Raw genomic sequence first — 21,485 nt, forward strand, 5'->3', positions numbered from 1 at the left:
AGCGCTTAAAAACAAGGCTTTCTTCCGTTTTCTTTCATTTTTGAAGTTTTTGATCGGAAATAAAAAGCCCGCAGCACATGCTGCAAGCTTCTTAGAAAAATTTAAATTTCCCTTTCTTCAGGACGAGCCCCGGTCCTCCGATCATGAAGAGCGAACGGTTGTCGATCATCTTCTTCATAAAGGAAGCACTTGTACCGGTCATTTTTTTGCCGAAAGCGATGCCGATTGCATCGTGTTCGCCAAGCGAAGCGACAGATCCTTTATTATCGAACGTGAATGTTTCAGTTTCTTTGCCGTGGATCAACGCCGCAATATTTGCCGCACAAGTCTCTCCCTGCTGCATGGAAATTTGCGCTGTCGGCGGATATGGACGATCGGTTTCTTCGTTGATGACAAGCGAGCAGTCACCGATGACAAAAATCTCATCATGGCCGTCAACCCGAAGATCCGGCTTGACTTTGACACGGCCGCGCATATTTTCAAAACCCGATTCTTCAATCACCGGATTTCCTCGGACACCGGCAGCCCACACCACCGTTCCGGCCTTAATTTCTTCGGTCTCGTCATCTTTTCCGACAATGATGCCGTCTGGTTTGCATTCTTTTACGGCTGTTCCGATTTTGAATTCGACGCCTTTTCCTTCAAGGAAATTGACCGCATAATCGACAAGTTCGGGGTCAAAACCAGGGAGGGCGGACGGTGCGGCCTCGACGCAAATCAAGCGGACCTGCTGGCGGTCAATATCGTATTCCCTGCACAATTCGGGAATGCGGTTGGCCAGCTCACCTAAAAATTCGATTCCAGTAAAACCTGCGCCTCCGACAACAATCGTCAGACGCTCAGGGCGCTTTTCGGCTTCTGTGTTGTATGTCGCAAACTGGTATTCAATATGCTCCCGAAGCTGGCGGGAGGAATCGATGTTTGAAATCGGGAAAGCGTATTCCTTTAATCCCGAAATGCCGAATGTCTCAGGAACGGCTCCCAAGGCAACGACAAGGTAGTCGTATGCAATCTCGCCGGTTTCCAGAACGACCTTTTTTTCTTCTTTATTGATTTTCTTCACCGTGTCCTGAACAAAACGGACGCGGGATGTGTTGATGACATCTTTAATTTGATAGCGGCACCTGTCGTGATGAAGCGTGCCTGCGCTTGCCTCGTGCATCCATGTTGTTTCATAATGATAGTTGTGCTTATTGACAAGCGTAATGTCCGCTTCATTGATGCCGATTTTTTTGACAAGTCGCGTCACAGTCATTAATCCACCGTAACCTGCACCTAACACTACTACTTTTGGCTTATTCAACGGAATCACATCCACCTTTTCTATATTTTACTGCTAAGCCGGATAAAAATAGCCTTTGGGTTATTTTCGCCCTCTCTCCGGCTTTTTATGAAAAAAAGATTGTGAAACCCTTCACTTTAGATCCGTCCAAAAACGGATCGCTTTCCAACTGATTGACAAAAAAAATTCATAAAACATTTATGAAATGTTCACAACTACATCATAGCGATTCAGAATTGGTTTTTCAAGATTCGATATGCCGCCGGCGAAAAGCGGTTTTGACCGCTGAAAAACAACAGACATACTCGTATTTATTTTATGTGATATGATATAATTAAGAACAATTTTCATTTAGGGGGCATTATTTTCATGCGTGAAGACTCAAAAGTATATGATATTACGATTATCGGAGGCGGCCCGGTCGGCCTGTTCACCGCGTTTTACGGCGGAATGAGACAGGCGAGCGTCAAAATCATCGAAAGCCTGCCGCAGCTCGGAGGCCAGCTGTCCGCTTTATATCCGGAAAAATACATATATGATGTTGCCGGCTTCCCTAAAATCCGCGCCCAGGAGCTTGTCGACAACTTAAAGGAGCAAATGGCCAAATTTGAACAGACCGTTTGCCTTGAACAGGCTGTCGAAAGCGTGGAAAAGCAAGCCGACGGCATATTTAAGCTTGTCACAAACAAAGAAGTTCACTATTCGAAAACTGTCATTATTACAGCCGGTAACGGCGCGTTTCAGCCGAGAAAGCTTGAACTTGAATCCGCGGCTCAATTTGAAAACGCGAACCTTCATTACTTCATCGATGATCTGAATCAATTCGCCGGCAGACGCGTTGCAGTGCTGGGCGGAGGGGACTCAGCTGTAGACTGGGCGCTGATGCTTGAACCGATTGCAAAAGAGGTGTCGATCATTCACCGCCGCGACAAATTCCGCGCCCATGAACACAGCGTCGAAAACCTCCGAAATTCCAAAGTCAACGTGCTGACGCCGTTTGTGCCGACAGAGCTGATCGGCGAAAACAAAATAGAGCAGATCGTCATTGAGGAAGTCAAAGGAGAAAGAAAAGAAGTCATTGATGTCGATGACGTCATCGTCAACTTCGGATTTGTTTCATCCCTCGGACCGATCAAAAACTGGGGGCTCGAGATCGAGAAAAATTCGATCGTTGTCAAATCGACGATGGAGACAAATATTGAAGGATTTTATGCAGCCGGTGATATCTGCACATATGAAGGAAAAGTCAAGCTGATCGCAAGCGGATTTGGAGAAGCTCCGACCGCGGTAAACAACGCAAAAGCTTATATGGATCCCAAAGCCCGCGTTCAGCCTCTTCATTCGACGAGCATGTTTGAGAACAAATAAAACAAAAAGGAGCCTTACAGAAAAGGCTCCTTTTGTCAAAAGACATTCATATATGAAAATAGCGTTCCCAAAATCAGCACGATCGTTAAAATCGCAACCATTCCTGCTACAGTCAGGATCATCCTGTCTTTGATTTTTTGTGATTGAGGAAGCGGGCTTTCGCATCCGCACGCTTCACATACTTTTGAGCTGTATGGAATAAGCTGACCGCATGCTTTGCAGTTGATTCTTTCTTCCATGATGGGCCCCCTTTTCCCTGATGGGCTTTTGTTCCTAAAAGAACTTGTCCAGAATAGAATAACAAATAAACGAATAGAATGTCTTAGGATTCACAAAATATCCTTAAAATGAATAAAAACCTTTGTTAGGAAGTGACGGTATGTCTTACTACAACAACCGAAATCAAGAACCTTTGCCCAAGGAAGATATCAGCACTTGGGAGTGCACAGCAGAGGAATGCAACGGCTGGATGAGAAAAAACTTCACGAGCAGTGAACGTCCTTTATGCCCTCTTTGCAATCAGGAAATGGTGAGCGGAAGCCGTTATTTAACCTCAATCGCCAACAATACGAGCAACCTCCATCGTCTGTTTAATCAAAAATAGAAATACTCCCTTGCTGAAACCAAGCGAGGTGGATGCCTTTCTTTAATCAATTCTTTGATTTCCCGCATATTTATGTTTTCGCCTGACTGTCCAATCATACTTCGATTCCATCCCCCTGTATGAAAAGAAGATGTTGCTATTCATCATACAATTGGGATTGTCATGTTCATTTGCCAAAATCCAGCCGTCGGGGTGCGGCTGGGCAAAATGAGCATGAGGGATGGTTATGTTCCGCACTTCGGGTTATTAAGGCAGGGTGCTTTTAAATCACTTTCTTTTTTTATGCCAAGCTTTTCAGCAACAGGATTTCATCGCGGATTGGAATGCCGTTATCCGCCGTAAGGGGAATTTCCGGTTTGATTTTCCTTGCTTTTTCCACCGCATTCACATAGAGCTCTCTGAATACATAGCCCCGCTTTTGATAAAATTCCAGGGCGCGTATATTATCGTTGGTGGTGATCAGCTTCACCACGCTGCATTGCTTTTGTTCGGAAACGTGTTCGACTTCTTTTAAAAGAACCGAGCCAATCCCTTTATTTTCAATAGTGCTGTCCAAAGAGACGACTTCACACTCGTTTTCTTCGATGATATAAGTAATCAGACCTGCTATTTTGCCCGTTTCATCTAAAACAGCATACCCTTCCAATTCATCGCATTGAAATGTTCCATTTGAATTCACCATTTCAGGGCTGCCCCAATGGAGGCAAAAAAATTCCGTTACAGTCCCTTTTGGCAATTCGTTCACCGGGATAACCTTCACGTCTTTACCCCCTAGTCGCAATAAAAGCTTTTCATATCACAACAACGCCTTTCTCACAAAAACGATGAGAAAGGCGTTGTTTTACCCGCGTATATCAGCATTCTTCAGGCGTACCGGCGTTTACCGCCGTGCGGAATGATGAGCCGCAGCCGCATGATGCGATGGCGTTCGGGTTGTCGATCGTAAAGCCTCCGCCCATCATGGACTGTTTAAAATCGATAACCGTTCCGTTCATAATATCAAGACTTTCTTGATCAATCAGCATCGTGATCCCATGCTGGGCAAATTCATTGTCATCTTCATTTTTTTCGTGTTCAAAGCCCATGCCATAGGAAAGGCCGCTGCATCCGCCGCCTTTTACACCGATTCTTAAGAAAGCATTTTCCTCTTCATGCTCCTTCATCATATCTTTAATATGAATGGCGGCCGCTTCCGTAAGCGTGATCGTTTTTTCACTCATGACAAAGCACCTCCTTCAGCTGTCATGTGTACCTTTATTATAAATGTGAATCCCGCATTTCTCAAACAGACTGTCTTCAAATGTAATATACGCCTTCACAAACCGTTTCCGCCGGACCCGTCATCATGACGCGGCCGTCGTTTTGCCAGTTAATGATCAAATCCCCTCCGGCAAGATGGATGGTAATGTCGGTTTCTCTTTCGGAAAAGCCGTTCAGAATGGAGGCAACCGCGGCCGCACAGGCGCCTGTTCCACACGCCTGGGTAATGCCTGAGCCCCTTTCCCAAACGCGGAAATGCAGTTCCTGCGCGTTTTCCACTTCCACAAACTCTACATTGACACCTTCGGGGAATCTCTCGTCTTTTTCAATCACCGGACCCAATGTCGTAAGCGGTGCTTCTTCAATATTGTCCAAGTAAAAAACAATATGGGGATTGCCCATTGATACAGCCGTTCCTTTCATGTCATGTCCGGCGAATGTCATCTGTTCATTGACCGTTTGCGATTGCTCTTCCCCGAGCATTGGCATATCCGCTTTCAAAAGGCGAGGTTCGCCCATGTCAACTGTCGCTGAAACCACTTTCCCGTCTCTCACTTCGACTTCTGCCGTCACGAGGCCTGATAATGTTTCAATTAAGAAAGACGTTTCCTTTACCAGGTTATGCTCATACGCATATTTGGCGACACAGCGCAAACCGTTTCCGCAGTTTTTCCCTTCCGATCCATCGCTGTTGAAAATCCGCATTTTAACCGGTGCCTTTTCAGAAGGGCAAATCAGAATCATGCCGTCCGAGCCGATGCCCGTGTAGACCGAAGAAACTTTGACAGCAAGATCCGGCAGAAGCTCTTCCGGAAGATTTTCTTCAAATTGATTGACATATATATAACTGTTTCCTAAACCGTGCATTTTAGTAAAACGAAAAAAATTCATCGCGGCCTCCAACTTTTTTTATTTCTTTTAGTATAAAAGCTGAACGGGATGGACACAATACGAATATCCCCCGTTTTTCATACATAAAAGCTCCCTGCGATATTGCAGGGAGCTTTTATCATTTATCCGATGAACATTCCGGCGATTGCCGCGCTTAAAAGGTTGGCCAATGTTCCGGCCGCTACGGCTTTTAAACCGAGACGGGCGATGTCAGAACGGCGGTTTGGCGCCATTCCTCCGAGCCCACCTAGCAAAATCGCAACCGAAGACAGGTTGGCAAATCCGCAAAGGGCAAAGCTGATAATTGAAGCGGTTTTCGCAGAAAGCTGCTCCATTACCGGCGCAAAATTGGAGTAAGCAACAAATTCGTTTAAGACGAGTTTTTGACCAATGAAGCTCCCGGCTTGAACGGCTTCATCCCAAGGGACACCGATGACAAATGCGAGCGGCGCGAAAATATATCCGAGTATGAATTCGAGAGACAGGCCTTTAAAGCCGAACCATCCGCCGATTCCTCCGAGAATTCCGTTTAAAACGGCGATCAAGGCAACAAACGCCAGAAGCATGGCGCCGACATTCAAAGCAAGCGACAAACCTGTTGATGCCCCTTTTGCCGCGGCGTCGAGGACATTTGCAGCATCTTCGTCTTCAGCCATTTGAATATCCTTAGATGAAGCCATCGATTTTTCCGTTTCCGGAATCAGCATTTTTGCCATAATCAATCCTGCCGGTGCAGCCATAAAGCTCGCCGCCAGCAAGTATTCAAGAGGAACTCCCAAAAGGGCGTAGCCGAATAAAACAGAGCCGGCAACTGAAGCCAGTCCGCCTGTCATAACCGCAAACAGCTCAGATTTTGTCAGTTTGGCAATAAACGGCTTAATGACCAATGGAGCTTCGGTCTGCCCGACAAAAATATTCGCCGCTGCTGAAAGTGATTCTGTTTTGCTCGTTCCAAGAAGCTTGGACAATCCTCCGCCGATAAACCGGATGATCGCCTGCATGATTTTCAGATGATAAAGAACGGCAATCAACGATGAAAAGAAGATGATAACGGGTAGAACGCTGAGAGCAAAGGCAGCGCTGTCTCCCACTTTTAATAGAGGTCCGAAAAGAAAACTGATACCTTCATTCGCATAATTCACGAGGTTTTGCACAGCTTTCGTAAACCAAAGAAACGCCTCCCGCCCGGTTTCCCATTTCAGTACGATAAAGCCAAACAGGAGCTGGATCGCCAAACCGATGGAAATCGTTCTTACATTAATTCTGCCTTTATGTTCTGAAAGCAAGAACGCAATCGCGAAAATGACAATAATTCCAAGAAGTCCCCATAATATGTTCAATGACCACACCTCTTATTATTTTTTAAACTTTTATTAAGATAACAATTAATTTTTTGCCTGTCCACAAAAATTTTTAAGAATTTTTTCTCTTTTTATGTAAACCCTTTCAAATGAGGGTTTAGGCTGATAAAAAAACGGGATCATTCGCATGACCCCGCTTATATCATTTCATTTTCCTCAATGAACTCATATATATTTTCGACCAATTCAGCCGGATTATTCCCTGAAACCATTTCACCGTTCACAAGAGCAAACATTGTCTGCATACATTGACCGCAGTAACTCAGGCAGCCGTATTCAACGACGTCCAAATTCGGATCTTTTTCCAAAATTTCCTTTGCCTCCTGGGAACCTTGGGCAAGATTGCTGACGCAAAATTCAACAATTGGAAACACGTTCTCTCACCTCTCATTATCTTTTTTATCGTACCCTAATCTCCTTTGAATAGTCAAAGTATTCATTTGCTTGATAAAGCTTTTGTAACATATTAATACTTTAAAGAGTTTTACTAATTGTGCCAAAGCGGTGTTTGTGTAGGTTATTTTTCCGAGAAATATTGTGATTTTACATCAAATTAGATATAATTCTAGAGGGTATTTTCATAGTTTTTTATTTTTGCAATAGATCAGTTTCTGAATCTGAGGGGAAAAGGGGAATTAGCAATGAGAAATTTAGTCCTGCTCGGCGGCGGCTACGGAAATATGCGCGTCATCCATCGATTATTGCCAAATCAGCTGCCTGATGATGTGATGATCACTTTAATTGACAGAAACCCTTACCATTGTTTAAAAACCGAATATTACGCACTTGCTGCCGGAACGATTTCTGATCATCATATCAGAGTATCCTTCCCGGATCACCCTAAATTAAAGCTGGAATACGGCGATATTTCCGGTCTTGACCTTGAGCAAAAAAAGGTTTTGTTTCATGACAGAGAGCCGATTTCTTATGATGATGCAGTCATCGGACTCGGCTGTGAAGATAAATATCACAATGTGCCTGGTGCTCCTGAACACACATACAGCATCCAGACGATCGATCAATCGCGCCACACTTATCAGGCGCTCAACAACTTAAACGCGGAAGCAACCGTTGCGATCGTCGGTGCGGGACTGAGCGGTGTAGAACTTGCGAGCGAATTGAGAGAGAGCAGAAAAGACTTGAACATTATTCTTTTCGACCGCGGTGAATTCATTTTGTCAAGCTTCCCTGAGCGGCTGAGCAAATATGTTCAAAGCTGGTTTGAAGAGCACGGCGTCAAGATTATTAACTGTGCGAATATTACGAAAGTGGAGCAAGGTATCGTCTATAACCATGACGATCCGATTCAAGCGGATGCGATCGTTTGGACAGCGGGCATCCAGCCGAATCAAGTCGTCCGCGAGCTTGATGTGGAAAAGGACGCGCAAGGCCGCGTCGTCTTAACACCGCACCACAATCTGCCTGTCGACGAACACGTCTATGTCGTTGGAGATTGTGCAAGCCTTCCTCACGCACCAAGTGCACAGCTTGCCGAAGCACAGGCGGAGCAGATCGTTCAGGTTCTGGAATGGCGCTGGAAAGGCGAGCCTCTCCCGGAAGAGATGCCAAAATTCAAACTGAAAGGCGTACTCGGCTCACTCGGCAAGAAAGCCGGCTTCGGACTGGTCGCTGACAGGCCGCTGATCGGCCGAGTACCGCGCCTGTTGAAATCGGGACTGCTTTGGATGTATAAGCATCATAATGGATAGGGTTTCGAGAGCCGTCGTGCGCTTCTCCTGCGAACCCTTGATATATCAAGGGCTTTCCGATTTGAGTTTTCGCTGAGAAAAATGTTGTACTTTCTGGCATCACATGACAGAAATATGTATTTTCAGACCGGAACAAGTTCATCTGTCAGGATGGGCTTGTTTTATTAATATCATAAAAAAACACTCTCGGTATCCTGAGAGTGTTTTTGTAAAATAATTTTGGCTCTCCACTTCCCTATAAAGGGGGGTGCTGCTTATACGGTCCGTTTAGTTCTTGCCTTGTTGTCCTATATAATAGACTTTATCCACAAAAATGATTCATAATGGATATCACGCTTCTACATGATATCGTAATTTTGGCAGAATCAAAGTTTAGTCAGACAAAGTGACCTGTTCTATCTTCTCAACCATCCGCCATTGTTTTAAAAAGTCCATCATTTCCTCGTATGCAATCTGTGAAGAATCGCTGTTGTAATTGACTGAATAAGGGTCGCTAAATCCATGCGCTCCTTTCAGCTTGAACGCTTTAACAGATTTTGCTTCCAGGACTGCAATAATTTCGTCGACGTCAAAAGACTTCTCTTTTTCCGGAAAGAAAAGCATCGCAGGGCATGCAGGCGATATGTCCAAGTAATCTCTAATACGGGAGCCGTAATATCCGACAACCCCGCTGACGTGTTTCTCTTCGCTGCACAGCCAGGCTAAAGTCGCTCCCACGCTGAACCCGACCAGTATGATCTTTTGATATTGGTCTTTCAAATGACATATCAACACTTTGATTTTGCGGGCAGCACCCGCAAAACCGACGTTCTCCATAAAATGAAGATAGGCGGCTTTCTCCTCCATATAATCGAATGGTTTTTCCTGATTTAATAAATTCGGACAGATGACATCAAACCCGCGGTGGGAAAGCGAGCGGCAAACATCTTCCATATGCCGGTTGATCCCGTATATTTCATGTAATACGATCATCGCCTGCTCTGAATTCTTCTGAATATGTATCATCCTCTGACTCCTTCATTTCTATGTGAGCTGGCTTCATAAGCTCCAAAAAAAGAAGGCGCCGATCATGGCGCCATTATAAAATGGATGGCAGTGTGCGGACGAGTCTGGGGGAGACTTGTCCGATCGAGCTTGTCAGCTTAATGCAGAAGATTTGTCTGCAAGCGATGTTCCGGGATAGCTGTCAAGGAAGATCGCTCTTCCCGCCATCAGCTTTGCGGACGCTTGATCAAGAAAAATGGCACGTCCCGCCAACTCGGCGTTGTTGCTTGCCTGAGACGCAAAACTCAAAACGACAAGGCTGGCGAAAACGGCCGTTGAAACAACGGCAATGATCTTTTTCACTTTATCTCCTCCGTTCTTTTAAGAATTTGGTCTCTTGCATGATGAGACTCTTCAAAATATCCGGCAGCATTGTCTGCATCACCATTTTTTTTATAGAAAAGCGCAGCGTCCAGTGTTAATTCCGCTATATCCGTCCAAAGATTGATTGTTTTGAGGTATTCTAAAGCTTTTTCGACGATCAGTGGATTTTGTTCATCATACAGAGCATGTATAAGTTTAAATTTCGACAAATATTCCCTTTCTCCTGCTTTTTTCGCGCGGGAAAATCCTTTTTCAAACCATTCGCGCGCTTCATGAAAGCGGCCCGCTTTGTACAGGACGTGGGTCAATTCAAACATTGAATGAATGCCGTAAACCGATTCCTCATGCTCTTTTAAACAGAGGGCTTCTATGAAATGCTTTTCCGCCAGGGTGAGGAGATCGCGGTTAAAATAGCTTAACCCCAAGTTGTGATGCGCCATTCCGATGAGGACATGGTGCTTGATCAGTTCAGCATCTTTAAGCGCCTGCTTATAATGTTGTTCAGCTTCGTCAAAGCGAAATAAATCGAGTTTGTTCGCACCTATGAGCATTTCATTGCTGATCGCTTTTTGGATGTAATCATCATGCATTTTGAAGGTTTTTAAAGCTGTTTTCGCATGGTTCAAGGAGAAGAAATTTTGTTTGATTTGATAGTAGGCGATGGCCAGTTTGTAATGGAATTCGGCGTTTTCGATTTGATCGGGGATTTTTCTAAGCTTGTCCTCAGCCATTTTGTAGTAATTGATGGCATTTGTGTAGTCCTTCTTATGAAACTCGTACATGCCGGCAAAAAAGAAAAAATAATATTCAATCATGTCATCGGTGCTTTGCATATCGGCTTTTTGATACTGGATGTCCTCAAAAAGCCTGTTGGAAGCGGCAAATTCTTCCGTTACCAATTTATGGCGGTAGTCGAGCAGATTAAAATAGAGCAGCAAATCCTGATTTTCTTCCATATATGGCAGCAGGTGTTCAATCTCATGTTTTATGGAGACCGCTTGGGATATTTCGTGGCGCTTAATCATGACATACCATTGATTCAGCATTTTCGCGACTTCTTCGTATGCGATTTTTGTCTTCAACCGATTATCATTCCTTCCCTTCGATTTTTTCCTTTTTATGGGTTGCTTTTCATTTTACAGAATCACTCATTTTTTGACAATGTATTTTTCTAAATATTAGCATAATTTCCTAAAATCCTTTTATTTCACCTCCATTTTGACAAAAGCGTCTGTGAGTTGAATTTTATCCGCGAAAAATCTATAATTATATATGTAAATATAAACATGTTTAAGTTTACAATAAAGGAGAGATTTTAATGAATGAAGATGTAAAAGATTTTGTTGGAAGTCATATGATTTATACTTATGAAAACGGCTGGGAATATGAGATCTATATCAAAAATGATCATACCATCGACTACCGTATTCACAGCGGAATGGTGGGGGGCCGCTGGGTCCGCGATCAGGAAACAAATATCGTCAAACTGACTGACGGCGTCTATAAAGTATCCTGGACCGAGCCGACAGGCACTGATGTTTCATTAAACTTTATGCCGGAGGAAAAGCGGATGCACGGCATCATCTTCTTCCCAAAATGGGTGCACGAACGTCCTGACATCACGGTTTGCTTTCAAAATGACCATATTGACTTAATGGAGGAATCACGCGAAAAATATGAGACATATCCAAAATATGTCGTACCTGAATTTGCCGACATTACGTTTATGGAGAACGCCGGCATCGATAATGAAGAGCTTATTTCAAAAGCGCCCTACCCCGGAATGACGGATGACATCCGTGCAGGAAAACGGGTGTGAACAGAGGATAGACAAGAGGCTGGGGCCGCTCAGCCTCTTTGTTAATGATATAAGGATTGGACCTTTGATAAATCATGCAGCAAAGCTTGAATGTCGTCTCGGGAAAGAGGGACAAGCATTTGATCATACAGTGTGATGATCTGTCCGTCTTCTTCATGCTCATGCTGCTTTAAATACTGCTGCAAAGCCTGCAATTGATTTGCATTCAAATTTGTTTGCGTTTGAAACTGCTTGATTTTTCTTAATGAAAACACGTTCGTTTCACCGTCAAATACACCGGACACGATTTGCCCTTCTACGTTTGCCATACAACACACTCCCGAACTTTTATCCATCAGCCTTAGTTAGTCTGTCCTGTTTTCCAAAAGAACAATCATGCAAAAATAAAACAGCAGGGGGTAAAATCCCATGCTGTTTATATTTTTGCAGGCTCATATCCTTGCTTTTCCATCTCTTTACAGACGTCCTTCAGCTTTGGATTTCCCTCGCCGACCACTTGATCGCCGACAAGGACGAGCGGATAAAAATATTCATCATTCAGTATCTTTTTTGAAATTTCCTGTTTTTCAGGATCATTTTTCGGCGGGCGGTGGATATCGATGTAGGTAATCGAGAAAGGCTGGCCGGGATATTTTCGTTTCAGGGCTGCTTCGAGCCATTCATATGTTTCTTTTGATGAGGGCAGATTGACACAGCTTGGACAGAGAACTTCCGCACCATAGACAAAAAGCTCAGCAGGTTTTTTCATCTAAGCAGACTCCTTTCTGTTTACTTTTATTTTAGTCTATTTTTTTCCCGTGCTCCATATCAGAAATGAAAATCGTTTTTTGTCTTTAACGGTAAATATGATATAATATGTGGGAAAACGATGAAACCAAACAATAGCTTTTTATTGTTCGACTGAATATAATGGTTGTATGATTTGAAAGGAGCGATATGAATGACGACAGAAGTCGAAATGAAAGAACAGGTACAGGAAGTCCTGGACAAACTTCGTCCATTTTTGCTGCGCGACGGCGGAGACTGTGAGCTTGTCGATGTGGAAGACGGCATCGTGAAGCTTCGCCTGCTCGGCGCTTGCGGAAGCTGCCCAAGTTCAACCATCACCCTGAAAGCGGGAATTGAACGCGCCCTTTTGGAAGAAGTACCGGGCGTTCTTGAAGTAGAACAAGTATTTTAATGACCCGAAAGGCTGCCGCAACGGCAGCCTTTTTTGTTTATAAATAATCTTCAAACCATTCCGCTATATATTGCAGCCGCTTGATCCGCTGTTTTGGATGCCCGTTCCTTGATAAATTGTGGGATGCGTTCGGAAACCTGACGAACTTCACTTCTTTGTCCATTTTCTTCAGCGCGGTAAACAGCTGTTCAGCTTGTTCAATCGGACATCTGTCATCCCGTTCGCCATGCAGGATCAACAGCGGGGTCTTGACGCGTTCCGCATATTTCAAAGGAGAACGGTCCCACAGCATATCCGGGTTTTCAAAGAGATCTGCACCGAGCTGCCATTCTGTGAAAAAGTAGCCGATGTCACTCACACCGTAAAAACTGATCCAGTTGGATATCGACCGCTGCGTCACCGCAGCCTTAAAGCGGTCCGTATGGCCGACGGCCCAGTTCGTCATAAAGCCGCCGTAGCTTCCTCCCGTGATGCCGAGCCTTTCCCGATCGATGAAGTCATTTTCTGCAACGGCATAGTCTACAGCTGCCATGACATCCTCATAGTCTCCTCCTCCGTAATCGCCCCGCACTTGATTGACGAATTCCTGCCCGTATCCATGGCTTCCTCTCGGATTGACATAGACGACGGCATTGCCTTTGGCAGCCAGCACTTGAAATTCGTGAAAATAAGTATTGGCATACATGGCGTGAGGGCCGCCGTGCACTTCCAAAATAAGCGGATACGTCTTTCCTTCCTCATATTGTGCCGGTTTCATCAGCCATCCGTGCACCGTCAAACCGTCCTTTGTTTCAAATTGCAGCTCTTCGGGTTCTGAGATGATATGTTCCTCTATAAAAGCCAGGTTGGCATCTGTAAGCCGCTCTGCTTTGTCTTCCCCCAGAGGGACATCATAAAGCTCGCTCGGCCAATCAGGCAAAGCGATGGCAGCGGCAAAGCCCGCTTCATCCGGATGGAGGCTGAACCCGTTCAGATGTTCCTTTTCAAATCGGACCGGATATGCAAGGCCTTCTGTTGATATGTAATATATGCCTGTTGAGCCCTGGTCGGTTCCAATCACATAAAAGCCGTTTCCGTCCTTTGTCCAGGCCGGTTTCGGGAGGACGCCTCCGACAAGGCTGTCCCCGACAACCGCGTCTTGAAGATGGACGTCAAGCATTTCTGTCAGGCAAGTCACTTGATCTTTTTCCATATCGTACAGCCAAGCTTTATCAAAGGTAGCATTTTTAAATTCCTGTTCATTTCCTAAAAACGCAAGATACTGACCATCAGGTGAAAAAGACAGTGACGAGAACACCCCGTTTTGTCCTGTGAGCCGCTTTGTCTCTCCTGTCGAAAGCGTCATGAGGTAGACATCGTTTACACGGGCGTCGGCTTTCCCTGTCACATTGGCGGAAAAAGCGATCCTATTCCCGCAGGGCGAAAACGTGTGGCTAAAGTGCTCTCTCTCCTCATCCGTGACCTGTTGAACATCCCCCGTTTCCAGCTCAACGAGGATCAGCTGGGTGTATTTCCCCCTCTTAAAGCCTTGTCCGTCCGCTTTATATACTAAAGAATCGACTTCTAAAGGTTCGTGATCATCAATTTTTGTTTTTTCTTTATCTGTTACACTTTCGTCTTTAGTCAGTTTCACTGAACAAAGCAAGGATTTACCGTCTGGCGACCATTCGGGCTCTGTGATGTCGTATGGAATATCGGTCACCTTTTTTGCCTCTCCTCCGGCTGTATGAATGATGTAAACCTGTGCCGTTTCATCCCTATTTGATGTAAAGGCGAGCATACTGCCGTCTGGCGACCAGCGGGGATGCTGATTTCTGCCCTTTCCAAACGTCCATTGCGCCGTTTTCCGCTTTTCAACATCATAAACCATGATCTGTGCGTCATAGGAATCCTGCTCTTCGTTCACAGATGTTTGCACATAAGCGATTTTCCTGCCGTCAGGTGAATACTGCGGGTCTGTGATAGACGCCAGCTTGATGAGGTCTGCTTCAGTTATGAGCTGCTTCAACGTTGATTCTCCTCCTTCATGTTGAATTCTATATTCTATTTCGACTTCCTAAATAAAAATCCTTGTTTTGTGCGAGAAACAAAAAAGAGCCGTTAAAGGCTCTTTTCATTAAACACTATTCACTGATTTTCTCTCGACGACACAGCCGGTATCCGGTATATGAAGACAGTCGACCTCACAGTGCGGAAACTTTGCGGCGAGCTTGCTTTGAAGCGCTTCGCCTTTGCCTTTTTCGATAAAGGAAAGGATCGTGGGTCCTGCGCCGCTTAAAGCCGTTCCGTATGCCCCGTTTAAGCCCGCTTCATGCTCCACCTTGGCAAGCTCAGGGACGAGGGCCCGCCGGTACGGCTGGTGGAAAAGGTCTTTTTTCATCATGCGGCCGACAAGCTGCCAGTCCTTTGACATGAGCCCGGCGACGAGCATATTGCTGACAGCGCTCGCTTCAACCGCTTTTGGATAAGAGAGGCTGTCAGGGAGCACGTCCCGCGCATCTTTTGTGAGCACTTCATAAAAAGGAATCACAACGACGACATCCAAATCAATTTCCTTGACAGAGACCATCTCCGTGTGATTTTCTTCGTGCAGCCCGATCACAAGGCCGCCGGAAAGGGAAGCACCGGCATTGTCAGGATGGCCTTCTTCAAGACTCGCAAAATGGAGCTTATCACTGTCTGAGAGCTGTAAATCAGCGAGCTCGTTTGCCAGTTCGATGGCCGCGGCAATTGCGGCGGCGCTGCTGCCGAGGCCCCGCGCCAGCGGAATGTCGCTCCACACTTTCACAAGGCTCGGCGAAAGCTCTTTCCCGAAATGATCAGCAGTCCGTTTGGCCACTTGGTAAATCAAGTTTTCCGTTCCTTCCGGTATGCCGGCGAGGACATCTGTTTCAGCTGCAAAACGCCACTCATCAGACGGAAAAACGGACAGCTTTAAATAGCGGGACAGCGCCATGCCGACCGAATCAAAACCCGGGCCCAAATTCGCCGTGCTTCCAGGAACCGTAATGGAAAACAGCATGTCAGCCTCTGTCATACACGTGCGGCTCCTTTTAAGTGTTCGAGAATTTTTTCTTCGTCTGTCGGCAGTGTGACAGGTTTAATCTGTGATACATCTACAGCTGTATTCGGATCTTTCAGGCCGTTTCCGGTTAATACCGCGACAACCTTCGTTCCAGGCTGAATTTCTTTCGTTTTCACCTGTTTCAGCACGCCTGCGATTGACGCGCATGATCCCGGCTCTGCGAAAACACCTTCCTCCCGGGCAAGAAGCTGATAGGCATGGAGAATCTCTTCATCTGACACTGCATCGATTTTGCCGTTCGATTCATTTGCGGCATTGACGGCTTTATCCCAGCTTGCCGGATTCCCGATTCGAATGGCTGTCGCAACGGTTTCAGGATTTTCAACAACCTTGTTTTTGACAATCGGAGCGGCGCCTTCCGCCTGAAAACCGCGCATAACCGGCAGACCTGTTCCATTTTTTTCGTGATATTCTTTAAACCCTTTCCAATATGCCGTAATGTTGCCGGCATTTCCTACAGGGATTGCCAGAATGTCAGGTGCTTCCCCGAGCTGCTCGCAAATTTCAAATGAAGCGGTTTTTTGCCCTTCAATTCGGTAAGGGTTGACAGAGTTGACCAATGCGATCGGCTCTTTTTCACAAATGCTGCGAACCATTTTCAGCGCGTCGTCAAAGTTTCCGTCGATCGCGATGATCTCAGCGCCGTACATGACGGCTTGGGCCAATTTTCCGAAGGCGATTTTGCCGTCGGGAATGATCACGATGCATTTCATATTGGCTCGCGCCGCATAGGCCGCGGCTGCTGCCGATGTGTTTCCTGTCGATGCACACATGATCGTGTCATTGCCCTCTTCCTTCGCTTTTGCCACCGCCATGACCATGCCGCGGTCTTTAAAGGAACCGGTCGGGTTGACACCTTCTGTTTTGACATAGAGCTCAATGCCGAGCTTTTTTGAAAGGTTTTGCAGATAGATCAGCGGCGTGTTTCCTTCATTCAGCGTCAGTTCTGGTGTTTTGTCCGTTACTGGCAGATAGTCTTGATATTGATGAATAAGTCCTTTCCACATTAGCTCCAACCGTTCCCTTCTACTCGATAAGTGCTTTTAACCTGGTGAACAACCTCAAGATCATTCAGCTTTTGCAAAATTTCGGTGAAATCTTCTTCAGACGTATGATGCGTGACGATGACGATTTCAGCCAAGTCGTCATGACCTTTAATCGGAAGCTGGAGGATTTTTTCAAAGCTGACACCTCTTTCAGAAAAAATCGAGGTGATTTTTGAAAAGGACCCGACTTGATCTTTGACATGGATTCTTAAAAACTGCTGGGCAAAGATTTCCGCCGGCGCCTTCATTTGCTTTTCAAACTGCGGGTCGACAAAGCTTCTGCCATTGACGCCTAGACGCATGTTTTTCATGACGGAGACCAAATCGGACACGACGGCTGTGGCAGTCGGCATGCTTCCCGCTCCCGGACCGTAGAACATCGTTTCTCCGACGGCTTCCCCGTACACGTAAACGGCATTAAACTCATTGTGCACAGATGACAGCGGATGATGCTCCGGAAGCAATGTCGGCTGCACGCTGACTTCGACTTTTTTGCCGTCCCGCTGGGCGATGCCGATCAGCTTCATTGTATAGCCGAGACGTTTGCTGAAGTTGATGTCTTCATCAGACACTTGGGAAATGCCCTTTACTTTGACATCTTCAAGATCGACGTTCATGGAAAAGCCGAGCCGTGCCAAAATTGCCATTTTTCTCGCTGCGTCAAGCCCTTCCACATCAGCAGTCGGGTCCGCTTCGGCAAAACCGAGCCTTTGCGCTTCCTTCAGCACATCATCATATGAGGCATTTTCCTTGTTCATCTTCGTTAAAATAAAATTCGTCGTTCCATTGACGATTCCCATCATCTTTGTGATTCTGTCCGAAGCAAGGCCGTCTTCCAAACTGCGCAGGATCGGAATGCCTCCCGCCACACTCGCCTCGAAATAAAGGTCGCAGCCGTTTTCTTTCGCCGCGGCCAACAGCTCTGACCCGTAAAGTGCGATCAAATCCTTATTGGCAGTCACGACGTGTTTTTTGGCGCGAAGCGCGTCAAGCAGATACTTTCTTGTCTGTTCAATTCCGCCGATGACTTCAATAATGACATCCACTTCGGGATCATCTATCACATCATAAGCTTCGGTTGTCAGCACTTCCTGGGAAAGCTCGACATCCCTCTTCTTATTCTTGTCTTTTACAAGTACTTTTTGAATGGTGACGGGACAACCAACCTGGTGTGTCAATTTATCCTGGTGATCCTGAATGATTTTCACCACACCGCTCCCGACTGTTCCTAAACCTAGAAGCCCCACTCGTATCGCCTTCACTGAAATTCCACCTTTCTCTTCCGATCGTCCTTTCTAAGAGGACATTTGTAAACATAACGCAGACATTTGAGTTACAAATATTATAATGGGGGATTGTTTTTTTGACAAGATGACAATGGTTGAAAGCAAATAATGAAAACGCTTCAATCATTGATATAGCAAGATTCTATATATTCAGAAATATTTTTGTGAGAAAATCTTCCGACTCGTTCATCGAGACGGAAGACAGAATCAAAGCTCGGTCCTGGCCGGTTCTCCGCCGAGAACCAAGGCAATGTTTTCAGCGCAAAGCCTCATCATCGCTTCCCGCGTTTCATTAGTAGCGCTTCCGATATGGGGGAGCGCGGTTACCTGAGGAAGACTCACGAGCGGATGATCTTTGGAAATCGGCTCCTCTGCAAAAACGTCAAGCCCCGCACCTCTAATCTCTTTGTTAACAAGCGCTTCATACAAATCGGCTTCATCAACGACCTGCCCTCTTGAAGCATTGATGAAAATGGCAGTGCGCTTCATCTTTTGGAAAGCCGAACGGTTGAACAGATGCTTTGTTTCGTTTGTCAATGGTGTCAGACAGACGACAAAGTCGGACTGTTCAAGCAGTTGAGGAAAAGATGTATAGACAGCGCCAAGCTCCGCTTCCGCCTCTTGGCTCCGGCTCCGGTTGTGATACAAAATCTTCATACCAAAGCCTTTCGCACGGCGGGCAACAGCCCGTCCAATGCTTCCCATGCCGACGATGCCGATCGTTTTATGATGGACATCTGCACCGGCCAACAGCAGCGGCCCCCAGCCTGTCCACCGGCCTTGTTTGATCCAATCGCTTGCTTCGATGATCCTTCTTGATGCAGCCATTAATAAAGCGAAAGTCAAATCTGCCGTTGATTCTGTTAAAACACCGGGCGTGTTGCAGCAAATGACACGGTGCTTCTTTGCCGCTTCGACATCGATATTGTCATACCCTACCGCCAAGTTGGCGACCACTTTTAGTTGACGTGCTTCGCTCAGCAGCTCGCTGTCGATCCGGTCTGAAAGCATGGTCAAAAGTCCGGCGGCCGTTTTCGCTTTTTCAAGCAGAACCGCCCGCGGACATGGTTCATCTTCCTTTTCCCACATTTCAATATGAGCCGCTTCTTTTAATGAAGACAGCTGTTCTTCAGGTAAAGCTCTCGTCACATAGACAAACGGTTTTTCCATTGCTGCCTCGTTCCTTTCTAAGCATAGCTTCCACTCTAAGCATATCGAAAAAAGCGGGAAAAGTTAAGACGCCCAGGCGTTTTAAGGCGTCCGTTTCAGCCAATTGACCAGAGGTATGACAGCATATCCTCCGCCTCTCATGGCGGCCATTTCCTGAAAGGCGCCCAGAAACTTTTCATATGCCGCTGAGCGGGACAGCAGATGATCAAGCTTGTTCTCGAAGTAATGGTGCTCTGATTCGGAAGAGATATAATAGCCTTCAACGGTTTCAAAATAATGAAGCGGAAACAGGAGCCTGCTGTACAGGAGCCGTTTTGAAAATGAAGAAAGAGGTGTGACTTGTTCATATTGTTGAAGGAATGACGCGATTTCATTGAAGGTATTGTTTTCTTGAAACATGCTTCGCGTGTATTCGGCAAGATCGCGGGCGGCATGATCAAACACCCATTCCAGCGGGACTTTGATCAATGGTTCCCGCTTCCATGTCTCACTTGAAAGGCGCTGCTGGCAAATCGTTCCCGAATCCATCGATTGCGGCTGATCATCCAATTCTGTGTCAGCCAAGTACTGAATCGCGTTTTCCGTCAATCCAAGATAATAAGGAAACGATTCGATAAACTGTTTTTCAAAGGGTTCCAATTGCTTTGATTGGGACTTTTGAATCCAGAATTGCTCAAGCTGATCAAGACGCTTGCCCCACAATTCTTTCCACTGGCCGATCCTTGAGGTTTCTTTTACCTCATACGGGTAGCCTCTTCCTTTTTGATGAAATTCGGCAAGCTCCGCCCCGAATGGAAACGACCTGTTCGTAAAGCGAGGCGCAGCCTGAAGCAGTACATATGTCGCGCCTCCATCCTCAAAGGTCATCTCCCCGTCCTTCGTAAATATAAAAGTTGAAACGTATGGGTCCCGCTGTTCTTGCAAATACTGACTCATACCGTACAATTCCGCCAGTTCAGTCTGTGTTAAATGGGAAACCGGAACAATTAAAAAAATGGAGTTTGGGGTCTGAAAACTCTGGTAAGAAAGGTATGACGTCATGTCGCGGATGTGAATGCCGAACTTTTCTTTAATCAAATCCTTCATGATGATCACCTGCGCTCCTAAAAAATGGCCTTCTAACACATCGTAATCGAAAAGACGCCCGATTATGATCCGTCAGGAAAAACAGTTTTGAAAATCGTTACATTTTCAAGGACATTTGTATACACTAAGTAAAAAAGATTGGGTGAAAAATGATGCCGGAAAACAACAGCATGACTCAAATCGAAACAGCAGCAAAAGAGTGGCTTGAGAAACGGGGAGTCAAGGTCGCAGATATTGCCGAGCTTGTCTACATCCTGCAAAAAACGTATCATCCAAACTTAACAAAAAAAGAATGTGAAGAGAATGTCAACCGTGTCCTGAAAAAGCGCGAAGTGCAAAATGCAGTGATCACAGGCATTCAATTGGATATATTAGGGGAGGAGAAAAAGCTTCTTGAGCCTCTCCAAACGTTAATTGAAACCGATGAAAGCCTTTATGGAGTCGATGAAATTTTATCTTTTTCAATCGTGAATCTATACGGTTCGATCGGCTATACGAACTACGGATACATCGATAAAATAAAACCCGGGGTGCTGGGCCGTTTAAATGATAAATCAACGGGCGAATGCCATACCTTTTTGGATGATATCGTCGGCGCCATCGCCGCCGCAGCTTCAAGCAGGCTGGCGCACCGTGCGAAAGACGCGGAATAAAACAAAAAACACTTGTTCATTTGGAACAAGTGTTTTTTATTTAGGCTCTGTTAAAGATAAATGTTGATATTTAAGTATATCGACAAATTACCACACACCAAAAAAGAACAGGTATATCAATGGGTCAAACGCTATGTTGAACCTTCTTCCTCCGCTGGTGGTCGTTTAATCAATAAAATGAGGGAAACTCGCTTCAAGGAAGGATTCGAGAGTTCTCATTGTTCATCGGAATACGTTGCTCGGTTCGGAAAATGTATTGGTCGGCTGCGGTATCGCTGTAAGTGCTGTAACAAGACTTTTACTGACACAACCAATCA

Annotated in this window: 23 protein-coding genes and 2 pseudogenes; 7 read left to right on the plus strand and 18 right to left on the minus strand. The window is 45.7% G+C overall.

What is annotated here, in order from left to right:
- Positions 1 to 91: 91 nt before the first annotated feature.
- Positions 92 to 1,309 carry an NAD(P)/FAD-dependent oxidoreductase gene (locus tag ACINLD_RS20155; protein WP_179115653.1) on the minus strand — a complete coding sequence of 406 codons (1,218 nt, stop codon included), beginning with the start codon at positions 1,307 to 1,309 and terminating at the stop codon, positions 92 to 94.
- Positions 1,310 to 1,651: 342 nt separating this feature from the next.
- Here ACINLD_RS20155 and yumC point away from each other — a divergent pair, with 342 nt between their 5' ends.
- A complete protein-coding gene (gene yumC / locus ACINLD_RS20160) occupies positions 1,652 to 2,650 on the plus strand; it encodes a ferredoxin--NADP reductase 2 (protein WP_026588613.1) in 999 nt (332 codons plus the stop codon).
- Positions 2,651 to 2,685: 35 nt separating this feature from the next.
- Here yumC and ACINLD_RS20165 read toward each other — a convergent pair whose 3' ends face one another.
- Positions 2,686 to 2,889: a DUF2116 family Zn-ribbon domain-containing protein gene (locus ACINLD_RS20165; RefSeq protein WP_026588614.1), complete on the minus strand. Its 204-nt coding sequence runs from the start codon at positions 2,887 to 2,889 to the stop codon at positions 2,686 to 2,688.
- 140 nt (positions 2,890 to 3,029) lie between these two features.
- Here ACINLD_RS20165 and ACINLD_RS20170 point away from each other — a divergent pair, with 140 nt between their 5' ends.
- Positions 3,030 to 3,254, plus strand: a complete 225-nt coding sequence (locus ACINLD_RS20170) for a cold-shock protein (protein WP_026588615.1) — start codon at positions 3,030 to 3,032, stop codon at positions 3,252 to 3,254.
- A 280-nt stretch (positions 3,255 to 3,534) separates the two neighbouring features.
- Here ACINLD_RS20170 and ACINLD_RS20175 read toward each other — a convergent pair whose 3' ends face one another.
- The 5 genes from ACINLD_RS20175 to ACINLD_RS20195 all read right to left on the minus strand — a co-directional run bounded on the left by ACINLD_RS20175 (position 3,535) and on the right by ACINLD_RS20195 (position 7,140).
- Positions 3,535 to 4,014 (minus strand): GNAT family N-acetyltransferase, encoded by a 480-nt coding sequence (locus tag ACINLD_RS20175; protein WP_026588616.1) that lies wholly within the window; start codon positions 4,012 to 4,014, stop codon positions 3,535 to 3,537.
- A 94-nt stretch (positions 4,015 to 4,108) separates the two neighbouring features.
- Positions 4,109 to 4,474: a HesB/IscA family protein gene (locus tag ACINLD_RS20180; RefSeq protein ID WP_026588617.1), complete on the minus strand. Its 366-nt coding sequence runs from the start codon at positions 4,472 to 4,474 to the stop codon at positions 4,109 to 4,111.
- Positions 4,475 to 4,550: 76 nt separating this feature from the next.
- Entirely contained in the window at positions 4,551 to 5,405 is an 855-nt protein-coding gene (dapF, locus tag ACINLD_RS20185) for a diaminopimelate epimerase (RefSeq protein ID WP_409444215.1), read from the minus strand.
- Positions 5,406 to 5,527: 122 nt separating this feature from the next.
- Positions 5,528 to 6,745, minus strand: a complete 1,218-nt coding sequence (locus ACINLD_RS20190; RefSeq protein WP_026588619.1) for a NupC/NupG family nucleoside CNT transporter — start codon at positions 6,743 to 6,745, stop codon at positions 5,528 to 5,530.
- A gap of 158 nt (positions 6,746 to 6,903) precedes the next feature.
- On the minus strand, positions 6,904 to 7,140 hold the full coding sequence (locus tag ACINLD_RS20195) for a YuzB family protein (RefSeq protein ID WP_026588620.1): 237 nt from the start codon (positions 7,138 to 7,140) through the stop codon (positions 6,904 to 6,906).
- Positions 7,141 to 7,407: 267 nt separating this feature from the next.
- Between ACINLD_RS20195 and ACINLD_RS20200 the strand changes: the two genes are divergently transcribed.
- Positions 7,408 to 8,475: an NAD(P)/FAD-dependent oxidoreductase gene (locus ACINLD_RS20200; RefSeq protein ID WP_026588621.1), complete on the plus strand. Its 1,068-nt coding sequence runs from the start codon at positions 7,408 to 7,410 to the stop codon at positions 8,473 to 8,475.
- Between the two features lie 372 nt (positions 8,476 to 8,847).
- On the opposite strand, the gene ACINLD_RS20205 is transcribed toward ACINLD_RS20200, so the two are convergent.
- The 3 genes from ACINLD_RS20205 to ACINLD_RS20215 form a co-directional block, all read right to left on the minus strand.
- A complete protein-coding gene (locus tag ACINLD_RS20205; protein WP_026588622.1) occupies positions 8,848 to 9,480 on the minus strand; it encodes a dienelactone hydrolase family protein in 633 nt (210 codons plus the stop codon).
- Positions 9,481 to 9,612: 132 nt separating this feature from the next.
- Positions 9,613 to 9,822, minus strand: a complete 210-nt coding sequence (locus ACINLD_RS20210) for a hypothetical protein (RefSeq protein WP_409444219.1) — start codon at positions 9,820 to 9,822, stop codon at positions 9,613 to 9,615.
- A complete protein-coding gene (locus ACINLD_RS20215; protein ID WP_026588624.1) occupies positions 9,819 to 10,925 on the minus strand; it encodes a Rap family tetratricopeptide repeat protein in 1,107 nt (368 codons plus the stop codon). Before ACINLD_RS20215 ends, ACINLD_RS20210 begins: the two co-directional genes overlap by 4 nt.
- Positions 10,926 to 11,161: 236 nt before the next feature.
- Here ACINLD_RS20215 and ACINLD_RS20220 point away from each other — a divergent pair, with 236 nt between their 5' ends.
- Complete coding sequence (locus ACINLD_RS20220; RefSeq protein WP_026588625.1) at positions 11,162 to 11,662, plus strand: phenolic acid decarboxylase; 501 nt, start codon at positions 11,162 to 11,164, stop codon at positions 11,660 to 11,662.
- Positions 11,663 to 11,703: 41 nt separating this feature from the next.
- Here ACINLD_RS20220 and ACINLD_RS20225 read toward each other — a convergent pair whose 3' ends face one another.
- Together ACINLD_RS20225 and ACINLD_RS20230 are read right to left on the minus strand one after the other, a co-directional pair.
- Complete coding sequence (locus ACINLD_RS20225; RefSeq protein ID WP_077735501.1) at positions 11,704 to 11,970, minus strand: hypothetical protein; 267 nt, start codon at positions 11,968 to 11,970, stop codon at positions 11,704 to 11,706.
- Positions 11,971 to 12,077: 107 nt separating this feature from the next.
- On the minus strand, positions 12,078 to 12,410 hold the full coding sequence (locus tag ACINLD_RS20230) for a YuzD family protein (RefSeq protein ID WP_026588627.1): 333 nt from the start codon (positions 12,408 to 12,410) through the stop codon (positions 12,078 to 12,080).
- A 133-nt stretch (positions 12,411 to 12,543) separates the two neighbouring features.
- Here ACINLD_RS20230 and ACINLD_RS20235 point away from each other — a divergent pair.
- A pseudogene (locus tag ACINLD_RS20235) lies at positions 12,544 to 12,842 on the plus strand (NifU family protein).
- 37 nt (positions 12,843 to 12,879) lie between these two features.
- On the opposite strand, the gene ACINLD_RS20240 reads toward ACINLD_RS20235, so the two are convergent.
- From ACINLD_RS20240 to yutH, 6 genes are all read right to left on the minus strand, one after another.
- Positions 12,880 to 14,850 (minus strand): alpha/beta hydrolase family protein, encoded by a 1,971-nt coding sequence (locus ACINLD_RS20240; RefSeq protein ID WP_026588629.1) that lies wholly within the window; start codon positions 14,848 to 14,850, stop codon positions 12,880 to 12,882.
- A gap of 108 nt (positions 14,851 to 14,958) precedes the next feature.
- A complete protein-coding gene (gene thrB / locus ACINLD_RS20245) occupies positions 14,959 to 15,879 on the minus strand; it encodes a homoserine kinase (protein ID WP_026588630.1) in 921 nt (306 codons plus the stop codon).
- Entirely contained in the window at positions 15,876 to 16,934 is a 1,059-nt protein-coding gene (thrC, locus tag ACINLD_RS20250; protein ID WP_277692941.1) for a threonine synthase, read from the minus strand. Before thrC ends, thrB begins: the two co-directional genes overlap by 4 nt.
- The gene (locus tag ACINLD_RS20255) at positions 16,934 to 18,235 is read right to left on the minus strand and encodes a homoserine dehydrogenase (RefSeq protein WP_026588632.1); all 1,302 of its coding nucleotides are present in this window, start codon (positions 18,233 to 18,235) and stop codon (positions 16,934 to 16,936) included. The genes thrC and ACINLD_RS20255 overlap by 1 nt, the downstream gene beginning before the upstream one ends.
- A gap of 231 nt (positions 18,236 to 18,466) precedes the next feature.
- Positions 18,467 to 19,429 (minus strand): 2-hydroxyacid dehydrogenase, encoded by a 963-nt coding sequence (locus ACINLD_RS20260; protein WP_026588633.1) that lies wholly within the window; start codon positions 19,427 to 19,429, stop codon positions 18,467 to 18,469.
- An 81-nt stretch (positions 19,430 to 19,510) separates the two neighbouring features.
- Complete coding sequence (yutH, locus tag ACINLD_RS20265; protein WP_410207167.1) at positions 19,511 to 20,518, minus strand: spore coat putative kinase YutH; 1,008 nt, start codon at positions 20,516 to 20,518, stop codon at positions 19,511 to 19,513.
- 149 nt (positions 20,519 to 20,667) lie between these two features.
- Between yutH and ACINLD_RS20270 the strand changes: the two genes are divergently transcribed.
- The gene (locus ACINLD_RS20270) at positions 20,668 to 21,168 is read left to right on the plus strand and encodes a phosphatidylglycerophosphatase A (RefSeq protein ID WP_026588635.1); all 501 of its coding nucleotides are present in this window, start codon (positions 20,668 to 20,670) and stop codon (positions 21,166 to 21,168) included.
- A 60-nt stretch (positions 21,169 to 21,228) separates the two neighbouring features.
- A pseudogene (locus ACINLD_RS20275) lies at positions 21,229 to 21,483 on the plus strand (IS1595 family transposase); the annotation flags it as partial.
- Positions 21,484 to 21,485: the final 2 nt, after the last annotated feature.

The organism is Bacillus sp. z60-11 (assembly GCF_046464135.1).
GTDB lineage: Bacteria > Bacillota > Bacilli > Bacillales > Bacillaceae > Bacillus > Bacillus sonorensis_A.